This is a genomic window from Phycisphaerae bacterium (assembly GCA_035384605.1).
Classification (GTDB): domain Bacteria; phylum Planctomycetota; class Phycisphaerae; order UBA1845; family PWPN01; genus JAUCQB01.
On sequence record DAOOIV010000150.1, the window covers coordinates 1 to 10,317 of the forward strand.

The 10,317-nt window shown below is 60.1% G+C and carries 9 protein-coding genes and 1 tRNA gene; 7 read left to right on the forward strand and 3 right to left on the reverse strand.

What is annotated here, in order from left to right:
* Positions 1–468: 468 nt before the first annotated feature.
* Positions 469–939: a bacterioferritin gene (gene bfr / locus PLL20_20205; GenBank protein HPD32324.1), complete on the reverse strand. Its 471-nt coding sequence runs from the start codon at positions 937–939 to the stop codon at positions 469–471.
* A gap of 476 nt (positions 940–1,415) precedes the next feature.
* On the opposite strand from bfr, the gene PLL20_20210 reads away from it, so the two are divergent.
* From PLL20_20210 to PLL20_20240, 7 genes are all read left to right on the forward strand, one after another.
* Positions 1,416–1,507 (forward strand) — tRNA-Ser (locus tag PLL20_20210).
* 283 nt (positions 1,508–1,790) lie between these two features.
* A complete protein-coding gene (locus PLL20_20215) occupies positions 1,791–2,150 on the forward strand; it encodes a hypothetical protein (protein ID HPD32325.1) in 360 nt (119 codons plus the stop codon).
* A gap of 201 nt (positions 2,151–2,351) precedes the next feature.
* Positions 2,352–2,621, forward strand: coding sequence for a 30S ribosomal protein S15 (rpsO, locus tag PLL20_20220; GenBank protein HPD32326.1), 270 nt, complete (start codon positions 2,352–2,354; stop codon positions 2,619–2,621).
* 196 nt (positions 2,622–2,817) lie between these two features.
* Positions 2,818–4,926: a polyribonucleotide nucleotidyltransferase gene (gene pnp, locus PLL20_20225; protein ID HPD32327.1), complete on the forward strand. Its 2,109-nt coding sequence runs from the start codon at positions 2,818–2,820 to the stop codon at positions 4,924–4,926.
* Positions 4,927–5,316: 390 nt separating this feature from the next.
* Positions 5,317–5,532, forward strand: coding sequence for a cold-shock protein (locus PLL20_20230; protein ID HPD32328.1), 216 nt, complete (start codon positions 5,317–5,319; stop codon positions 5,530–5,532).
* A 197-nt stretch (positions 5,533–5,729) separates the two neighbouring features.
* On the forward strand, positions 5,730–7,178 hold the full coding sequence (locus PLL20_20235) for a sigma-54 dependent transcriptional regulator (GenBank protein ID HPD32329.1): 1,449 nt from the start codon (positions 5,730–5,732) through the stop codon (positions 7,176–7,178).
* A 121-nt stretch (positions 7,179–7,299) separates the two neighbouring features.
* Positions 7,300–8,610 carry an alpha/beta hydrolase gene (locus tag PLL20_20240; GenBank protein ID HPD32330.1) on the forward strand — a complete coding sequence of 437 codons (1,311 nt, stop codon included), beginning with the start codon at positions 7,300–7,302 and terminating at the stop codon, positions 8,608–8,610.
* Between the two features lie 99 nt (positions 8,611–8,709).
* On the opposite strand, the gene PLL20_20245 is transcribed toward PLL20_20240, so the two are convergent.
* Entirely contained in the window at positions 8,710–9,603 is an 894-nt protein-coding gene (locus PLL20_20245) for a nucleoside hydrolase (GenBank protein HPD32331.1), read from the reverse strand.
* Positions 9,604–9,612: 9 nt separating this feature from the next.
* A partial coding sequence (locus PLL20_20250) for a thioredoxin family protein (GenBank protein ID HPD32332.1) occupies positions 9,613–10,317 on the reverse strand: 705 nt, incomplete at its 5' end.

The window sequence follows — 10,317 nt, forward strand, 5'->3', positions numbered from 1 at the left end:
TCCGTCCCCTCTGACCGACCGCTGATCCTCGGCTGGCGACATGGCCAGGCCGCAACAGATCCCGAAGCGACCCTCGCGCGCCAAAAGCCGGACACCGACCGCCGACCACCCCCCGCGCCAAACGAACCCAACCGAGATCGTAAGTCTTTATCAATTAAACACTTAAGGAAACCCGTGGCCGGTTCCCCGTCATCCGTTCCACCCCGAACATCTCACCCCAGCCCTCCAACCCGCCTTCCGGGAGGTCGCCAGCCTCGCTCGGTTGACCTGCAGAGCCCGCCATCCCCCCACCCAGCCACCTTACCTTTGCGCCAACTGGGCCCTGGTCGATCGGCCATCTCAGAACTCGGATATTTCGCCGGAACAGTACCAGTAGGAGACCGAGGAATAGATCCCCCGGCCCGTCAAGAAAAGCATCAGGGCACGCCAATCCGCGATCGCGGGCCATCCTCGATGGTTGTCGCGCCTTTACGCCTCAACCTGGTTGGCCAGGAACAACTGCAGGCCCATCTGCTTGATCTGATCCTGCTTCTCCTCAAGATCGTCGATGTGGGCATCCTCGTCCCGGACGATCTCTTCGAGCAAGTGCTTGGTCGGAGCATCCCCGACGTCGTTGGCCAGCTTGATGGCGTCGTTATAGGCTTTCCAGGCCCCGATTTCGGCCTCCAGGTCGTTTGCGAATTGCTTGGGAACATCCGAGCCGATCTGCATCTTCTTGAGCTTGTCGACCTGCGGCGTACCCTCCAGGAAGAGGATGCGACCAATCAGCTTCTCAGCGTGCTTCATCTCGACGATAGCTCGGGCCTCAATGCTCTTATGCAGGGCCTCATAACCCCAGCCATCGCACATCTCCGAATGAACCATGTATTGGCTGATCGCCGTCAGTTCGTCGGCCAGCAGGTCATTCAACACCGCGATCAGTTTATCGTTGCCCTTCATCGCATACCTCCATGCCCAAGCGGGCTCTTAAGTTCTTCCGGAAATCCGAGGCCACAATCAGGTGGCACTATACGAAGGACGGCCGGAGGCGTCAAACCGCCGGAAAAATCACGCTGGCGGGCAGCAAAGCGCTAGGCCGACGTGAGGCCAAAAGCCCTTTCCGAGACCCCGAAAGCCGACCGGCCGGAAGCTGATCCCGCCACAGGTTTCGGGGTAGGCCGTAAGTTCTTGACCATACGCGAGGTAAACGATAGATTAGGGGTGGTCGCTGTCGTCGAGCATGCAGGTCTGGCACCATGGCAAGATACCGTCCCGCGTCGACATGGCGATGCATCCATGAACCGAGACGGTGGCTGTGCCGACGGGCCTGTGGGTTGCCACTGTGGGGGCGAACACAATAGGAGCCTATCCAAGAACCCTGAAAGCCGAGCGGCCGCAAGCCGGTCCCCCACAGGTTCTGAGATAGGTTCTGAGTTGGAGAGGTGGCTGAGTGGCTGAAGGCACCGGTTTGCTAAACCGGCATACGGCCGTTAAGGCTGTATCGCGGGTTCGAATCCCGCCCTCTCCGTTCCTTCGTCACTGTCGCCTGTCAAGCGCACGCGGCAACTTACCCCCCCATGAAACAAGGCAAGTATCTGTAACTGCGGTGGTTGGCTGCCGTTCTGCAGTCCAAATGTAGCCATGGGGGCGGTTCACCCCTCCCACAAAACGCTATAAATGATTGTCGCTAAAGTAGTTGTCTGCTGTTCTGCATTTCAAATGTAGCCATGTACATTTTTGCTCTTATTCTTGATATCGGCTGTACTTAATGATATATTTTCGGTTATTTGGGCCATGTACGGAGGCAGCTCATGCACCTCGAGATCTTTGTGGATCGGCGGCGTAAACATCCCTACGTGTACGGTCTGTTTCCGGAGACCTTTCGCGAGAACGGCAAAATGTGCCACCGCACGCGAGGGCGAGTGACGGGCCTGTCGCTGGAGCAGTTGGAGGCCATGCGGGACTTTGTCCGCCAAGGTTGTCCCAAGAGCGAAGAACCGAGGTCTCCATCGAGACCACCCCCGACGACCAAGAAAAGCAGATCCGCGATCTCCTCGCCTCTGAGAACGCGAGTCCCCAACCCTGTGCCCACACCCGTGAAATCCAAAACCGAACTCAGGAAAATGGCCACCAAAGACTCGCATCAATCAATAGGGGAGATCGCGCCTTGACTGCGGTACTCTTTCAGATTGAGGTTCTGAAAAAACCGCCCAGCCTGTCACCCTTGCAAAGCTGCCCCGACCGGCATATAGTGGTGCATCGGAAACAGAAGAAAGGGTAAGGGAATTGTTAGGTTTGGCGGCCGGCCAAGGCCGTCAAATGGCTGGAACAGTTGGTTCCTGGTTTTGGCATTCGGTCTGTGGTAGGCGGCGATGGCGATAACGGCTGAGCGCAAAAGGCAAGTGGTAACTGAGTATCGGCAGCACGAGAGGGACTCCGGGTCACCCGAGGTCCAAGTGGCGCTGCTTACCGAACGAATCTCGGAGCTGACCGAGCATCTGAAAACACACAAGAACGACCACTCCTCTCGACGCGGCCTGCTCAAGCTCGTGAGCCGGCGCTCGGGTCTGCTCAAGTACCTGACCAATCGAGATCGCGAACGTTACCAGAAGATCATCAACCGCTTGGGCCTGCGCAAGTAGTATCCCGCGACTCCCAGCCCGAATCGGGTTCCCCCCGGTCAGCCCATAACAACCCTCCCCATCTTCCGGCAGCGGCAGTACAGCGTCAGGTGGACCGCCAGTCCCCCTTTGGAGGGTCCAACCCTCAGGGTGACCGGCTTCCGGATAGCGCGTATCGGTGTCAGTTCAAGAAAGGCAAAGAGTAGGTGCTGGGATAATGGCGATTGTGAAGGTGGAATGCGAAGTTGGCGGAAGAAAGCTGTCTTTTGAGACAGGTAAGCTGGCCAAGCAGGCGGACGGAGCGGTTGTCGCTTCCTACGGCGAATGTGTCGTGCTGGGCACCTCAGTGGTGGGCGAACCTCGCGACGAGGGCGACTTCTTTCCTCTCACGGTGGATTACCGCGAGAAGGCCTATGCTGCCGGGAAGTTCCCTGGCGGCTTCTTCAAACGAGAGGGTCGTCCGAGCAACAAGGAGATTCTCACCATGCGGATGATCGACCGGCCGATCCGTCCGCTCTTCCCCGAGCAATTCGTCAACGAAGTGCAGATTCAGACGCTGGTGTTGGCCGCCGACCCAACACTCGACCCGGACATCACGGCGATCAACGCCGCTTCGGCCGCCATGGCCATCGGTTCAACCCCTTTCGAGGGGCCGGTCGGGGCGGTTCGGGTAGGCTACATTGACGGCCAGATCGTCATCAACCCGACTTATGACCAAGTCGAGGCCTCCGAACTCGACATGGTTCTCGCCGGCCACAAGGACGGCATCAATATGATCGAGGTCGGTGCCAGGGAAGTCAGCGAACAAATCGTCCTGGAGGCCATTGCCCAGGGATTCGAGGCCATCCAGACGATCTGCAAAACCATCGCCGAGCTCCGACAAGCTGCAGGAAAGCCTTGCAGTTGGCAACCTCCTGAACCGAACCACGAACTGTCCCGCCTCGTGCGCGAAAAAGCTTACGACCAGATGTGGCAGCGGCGGCAGATTCCCGGCAAACTCGAACGTCAGAATGCCATCAAAGAACTCTACGACCAGATCCTGAACGAGCTCTCGCCGGAAGACGTCGACACCCCCCCCTATGTCCGCAGCGAAGTCATGCACTGTCTCCAGAAGATTGAGGAAGAGGTTGTCTGTAAACAGATCCTGGAGACAAACCGTCGGTCAGACGGGCGTTCACCAACGGACATCAGACCTGTCTCCGGCGAAGTGGGCTTCCTCCCCAGAACCCATGGGTCAGCACTGTTCACCCGGGGTGAAACGCAGGCCATCGTCGTAACAACGCTGGGAACCGCCCGGGATGAGCAGATCATCGACGGCCTCGTCGAGGAATACAGCAAGAAGTTCATGCTTCATTACAACTTCCCGCCCTTCTGCGTGGGCGAGACCAGACGGATCATGGGTCCAGGACGACGCGAGATCGGTCATGGGGCCTTAGCGGAGCGATCGCTGGAAGCGGTCCTGCCTGCGGTGGACACTTTCCCCTATACCATCCGACTCAGCAGCGAAATCATGGAATCCAACGGTTCGAGTTCGATGGCTTCGGTTTGCGGCGGAACGTTGGCACTCATGGACGCGGGCGTTCCCATCAGCCAGCCTGTGGCTGGGATTTCAATCGGGAGCGTCCACGACGACAGCCGGCGGGTCCTACTAACCGACATACTTGGCGAGGAAGACCACTTCGGCGACATGGATTTCAAGGTCGCAGGCACCGGACGCGGCATTACAGGCATACAGCTAGACCTAAAGGAAAGGTTCATCTCTCAGGACACCATTGCCCAGGTGCTCGAGCGGGCCCGTGACGCACGTAAGTTCATTCTCCGTGAGATGCTAAAGATAATCGATCGCCCCAGACCCAAGATCAGTGACTATGCTCCTCGTATCCTGACGATAACCATCAATCCGGAGAAGATCGGCGCCGTCATCGGACCAGGCGGTAAGGGCATCCGTAGTATTGAGGCCGAAACCGGTGCTACAATAGATATCGAGGATGATGGCAAGGTCACCATCTCCTGTTTGAACATGGCCGGTGCCATCCAAGCTCGAGATATGATCGAGCAGATCAGCGAAGGCGTCAAGGTCGGTAAGATTTATACCGGTCGCGTGACGGGTATCAAGGACTTCGGCGCCTTCATTGAGATCGCGCCAGGCCAGGACGGCCTTTGCCACATCAGCGAGCTGTCAGACGGATACGTGAAATCGGTAACGGACGTGTGCAAGGTCGGCGACGTTCTCAAAGTGAAAGTCATCCTCATCGACGACCAAGGACGCGTCAAACTCAGCCGCAAGGCCGTGCTCCGCGAGGAAACGGCTGAGGCAAAGAAGTGAGACCTGGGCAAACGCAACCGGCTCACGGATTCCGAAATCGGCTTCGTGCCGAGGGGCGGCCATGCAATTCGTGCCAGGGCCTCTCCGCATCTGCATGCGTCTTGATCGTCCGCGGTGTTGCGTGACTCCGCAGGACGTTGCATAGGAATCAGGTCGGATACCCTTTTGTGGTACGTGTGTTTCCGGACGCACGCCGGTCGGGTATCCGTGTGCAGACCGCCCCGGATAGGTCGTGTGAACAGGTGCCCGTCTCGGCACGATGTTGTCGGACATGGGCGGGGGTCTTCCGGGGCAGTCGGCGCAATCGAATTCGCGGGCCGGCACGTCCAAGTCTGTCAAGATGTTCCGCGCGGGGGGTGCGAAACGTCGCTCTTGCCGGAGGTACTGCACATGGCTACCGGCACAGTCAAGTGGTTCGATTGCAAGAAAGGATTCGGGTTCATCCGCCAACCCGAGGAGGACAAGGACATCTTTGTCCACTACACCAGTATCGAGGGCGAGGGCTTCCGGAGCCTGAAGGACGGCGAAGCTGTGGAGTTTGAACTGGTCGAGTCCGAAAAGGGTCTCCAAGCCCACCATGTCCGCCGAGCCAAGCTGACCGTCTGAGCGGCCGTCCGTTTGCTGCCGGCGTCCTCGGTGATCATCTTGGGCGACCCCAGGGGGAATGACCACGGGGGCCCGCACGTCCCGAGCATACCTTGCAGCCGTTACGGCCAAGCCCCCTTGCCTCGTTGCCGACCGAGAAGAGTCCCGCCGGCAATCCCGAGCAACGAGCCTTTTTCGCATCCAAGACGGCCTCCCAGATGATTCAAGCAACCGCAAGGGCGCCTTATAATACGAATTTCGACCGGCCGGTCGTCGACGGCCATCGCAAGAAAGGTCGTGCAACCGTGGCTGAAACCGCTTTCATCTTGATCGTGGAAAAGGACGCCTTGCGAGCCGAGGCAATGGTCAAGGATCTGAGCGAGCAGGGCCATGTTTGCCTGGTCGTCCCGTCGGGCTCAGAAGCCCTGGACAGCATTCGCGTCCGGCAACCCGATGTCATCGTGGCAGACGAATCGCTCTTCGACAAAGGCAATGACAATCTGCTGCGCCAGGCTCGAAGGCTCGCTCCGCAGGCGGAAATCATCCTGGTCACCGACGGAGCCCGCAGACCTCCCGACGACTCGACCACCGAAGACGCCGTGCGGGTATACCGGCGCATCCCACGCCAGATGAACGCCGACGACGCCCGGGCAACCATCTTCGCGGCCGCGGATCAGGCCACGCGAAACCGGCATCGACGCGCCCTTCAGGAACAGGTCGAACGGCGGTTCGAGTTCGAGGGCATCGTCACCGGCAATCCACAGATGGAGCGGATCATCAACATGATCCGTCGCGTCGCCGACAGCAAGCTTACCGTGTTGATCCTCGGGCCATCCGGCAGCGGCAAGGAGTTGGCCGCCCAAGCCATTCATCGCCACTCGCCTCGCCGCAACAAACCCTACCGGGCGATCAATTGTGCCGGACTCAACGAGAACCTGCTGGAAAGCGAACTCTTCGGGCACGTGAAGGGAGCATTTACCGGAGCAATCTCCGACCGCAAAGGTCTCTTCGAGGTGGCTGACGGCGGCACCCTTTTTCTGGACGAGGTCGGCGACATGCCCCTGCCCATGCAGGCCAAACTCCTGCGAGTCCTCGAAAACGGCGAGATTCTGCCCGTTGGCAGCACCGAGGTTCGCAAGGTCGACGTCCGCGTGGTTGCAGCCACCCGGCGCGACCTGCGGGCAATGATCGACAGCGGCGCATTCCGCGATGATCTCTTCTACCGGCTGCACCAGGCGACCATTCGGCTTCCTGCCCTGCGTGAGCGCCGCGACGACATCCCGCTGTTGATCGACCACTTCCTCAAGGAGGCCTGCCGCCTGCACAACAAGAAGGTCGATTCGATCAGCCCGGAGGCCGTTCGGCGCCTCACCAGCTACTCCTGGCCGGGCAACATCCGCGAGCTTCGCAGTGTCATCGACGTCATGGTCGTCATGGCCGACCGCCCCCAGCTCGAGATTGAGGACTTGCCGGAGAACATCCGCGGGAGCACGGACATCGTCCTGGCCGGCACCGCCGGAACCGCCGGCCTCACCATGGAGCAGATGGAGCGCATTCACATCGCCAACACCCTCAAGCTCACCGGCGGCAACCGCGAGAAAACCGCCAAGATCCTGGGCATCGGCGCCCGCACGCTCTACCGCAAACTCCGCGAATACGGACTTTGAGTCAATCTCTGCCGGCCCGGCCAAGCCCAAGAGCGAACGGCCGCGCGTGGCTCGACGCCGGGACTCGGATACGATAGGCATGGCACCTTCACCGAACAGCCCTGTATTCTGGAGATCCGGCATGCTCTTCCTTCCCCAACACGAACACCGAAGTCGCCCGGCTGCAGTCCTGATCGTGGCGATCCTGCTTGCCGGTGGATGCGGCCGCGAGCTGATGCCCACGCCGAACATCTGTGCTGACCCCCGTCGAAACCTCTTCCAGGACGTGCCCCCGCAGCACCGGAGCAACCGCGTGCCGGTACTGTACGCCACCGATCGCGTACCCTTTCAGCACAAGAAACGGGGCCTGCAATACGACGTAAACCGTTCGCAATCGCTGGGCTTTGGCACGTGCATGGTCGAAATCGGAAAGAATCTCTCATGGGAAGAGCTGGTCGTACAAAGCCGTATGCGCCGGCGCACGCGGCCGCTGCCGCTGTCCGTGGTCGGGATCGACGAAAAAGGCAGATACCCCGACGCGGTCAACTTCCGCGTCGTCGATGGAAAGCCGGTGGTCGACGAGGCCGCCCGAGAAAAGGAAAAACAAGCCAATGAGGCGCTGCAGGCACTCCTCTCCGAGCACCTGGCGGTCGTTCCCATTAAGGAAGCGTACGTCTATATCCACGGCGTCGGAAACACCTTCGATTACGCAGCGGGCACGATCGCCGAGTTATGGCACTTCATGGGTCGTCAGGGAGTGCCCGTCCTCTACTCCTGGCCCGCCGGCTACGAAGAGGGAATCATTCAGTCGTATACGCACGACCGCGAATCGGGCGAATTCACCGTCTTTCATCTCAAGCAGTTCCTGAGAACTCTGGCCTCATGCCCCGATCTGCAGAAGATGCACTTGATTGCCCACAGCCGCGGAACGGACGTCATCGCGACGGCCCTGCGGGAGCTGCACATCGAATGCACGGCGGCCGGCAAGGACACACGATCCCAACTCAAACTGGGTACTCTCGTTTTGGCTGCTGCGGACATGGACATCGAGGTGACAACCCAGCGAATCTCTGCCGAAGGCCTTCCGCTGGTGCCTGAGTGTTCCACCGTCTATACGTCGGAAAAAGATCTGGCGATGAAGCTGGCCGATTTTCTGTTTGGCAGCCTGAGACGGTTGGGTCAACTGCGGGGAAACGATCTGACTCCCGAGCAACAGCGGATGCTTGCTGCGATAACCCACCTGCAGTTCATCGATGCCAAGGTCAGCAGCGGCTTCATTGGACACAGCTACTTCTATGAGAACCCGGCGGTCAGCTCGGACCTGATCCTGCTGCTGCGAGACCGCCGCAAACCCGGAGCGGAAAACGGCCGGCCATTGAAAAAGCGCGATGACGGCTTCTGGGAGATCCGCGACGGATACCCGGTCTTCAATGACGAGAGCGCCACGAAGTGACGATGGCGGCAATAAGCCCTGTCCCAAGCGTCGAATTTGAAACCGCGACGTCGCCGGATAAACCTCAATGCGAAAGCCGGAGGAAAGTTTGCATCAGGCTCACCGCACGATCTCGAAATAGTGCTCGAAGAAAGCATCCGGCTCCACGCCGACGGCCACCTGATGAGGTCTCTCAGGGGCATCAGGATCGAAATGCGTCAGGCCCCTGAGCTTGTCCGACTCCAGCTCAACCTGCACCAAACCGGCACGATAGCTCAAGATTCCTGGCTGGAAGATGTCCGCTGTGGCCAGCGGGTCGTGAAAAGTCACCACCGGTCGGTGCTTGAACCACTCCTCCGCCATCTCGCCGACGATCCTCCGCGGCCTCTCGCTGAATCGCCTCCGGAACTCTTCTGCCGGCATCTCGCACCGCGTGGTCACCTCCAGCCCGACACACCTGACCACCGGTGGCCGGGCCCCGAAAACAATGGCAGATGCGTGCGGATCGCAAGTGACATTCCACTCCGTCAAACCACAGCCCGGCGGACGATCCGCATACACGCCCGCCATCATCACATGCTGCTTGAGCAGGGCCGGAATCTCGGGATCCAGGGCAAACAACAGCCCGACGTTGGTAAGTGGGCCGATTGTCAGCAACGTGATATCGCCGGGCCGGGAGCGGATGGCCTGACGCAGGAAGTCGACCGCCGTGTTGGCCGCAAATGTCTCGCGGTGCGGATATCGAGACAGCACCGTCCGCTGTGGAACATCCGGCTGTTTCTGGGGCACAAGCAGCGGCTTGCCCGCGCCGCTGTGGATCGGCACGTCCTTACGGCCGAACGCCTGACAGATGGCATCGGCGAGCTGAGCACGAACCGCCGGCTCGCCGGTCACCGTGGTAATGCCCACCAGCTCGCACCGAGGCTGGCTCAACAGGTACGTCAACGCCACCGCGTCGTCGATGTCACTGCCGATATCGGTATCCAGCAGGACAGGTAGCCGGTCTTCGGCCATGCTCGATCCTCAGCTTCCGCCCGCCTGCAAGCTCGGCTTGCTCGGCCCCGCCCTCTCCAACCCGCCGATCAGCGATGACGCCGTCAGGACTTCGTCCAGACGAATCACATGATCCGGCTTGCCCGCAGGCATGATCAAATAAAGCGGGACACCACCGCTTCCATACCTCTTCAAATCCTCCGCAATCTCGCGGCTTGGCAACGTGTAGTCGGCCTTGAACGGCAGCACACCCAGTCGTTTCATTGCTTCGTGAACCGCCTGGGTATTGATCACCGCTTTCTCGTTGGCCTTGCAGTTGACGCACCACTCGGCGGTATAGTCGATGAACACGGTGTAGCCCGTATCGACGGCGCGGCGAGCCCGCTCGCGGGTGTAGGGTATCCAGGGAATCTTGTCCCCCTTCCAGACCAGGCCGGCGAATTCGTCTGTCGGCCGCGAACCTGCCGGGATCGGCTGCCACGCCCCCAGCACCAATGCTCTTTGCCGCTCGATCAGGTCCGGAATGCTCGACCACCGATGAAAACAGAGCCACCAGCCCCCGACGACCACAGCCGCGGCCAGCCCGTAGTAAGTGATCTTTCGTCGCGGGGCGGCCCCATATTCAACCTTGCCATACAGCCACGCGGCCAACGACACCAGCAGCAGAAACAGAACCGCCAGCAGCAGGCCATAGCCACCGAGCTGCGCCGCCAGCGGGTTGAGCAGCCAGACCAC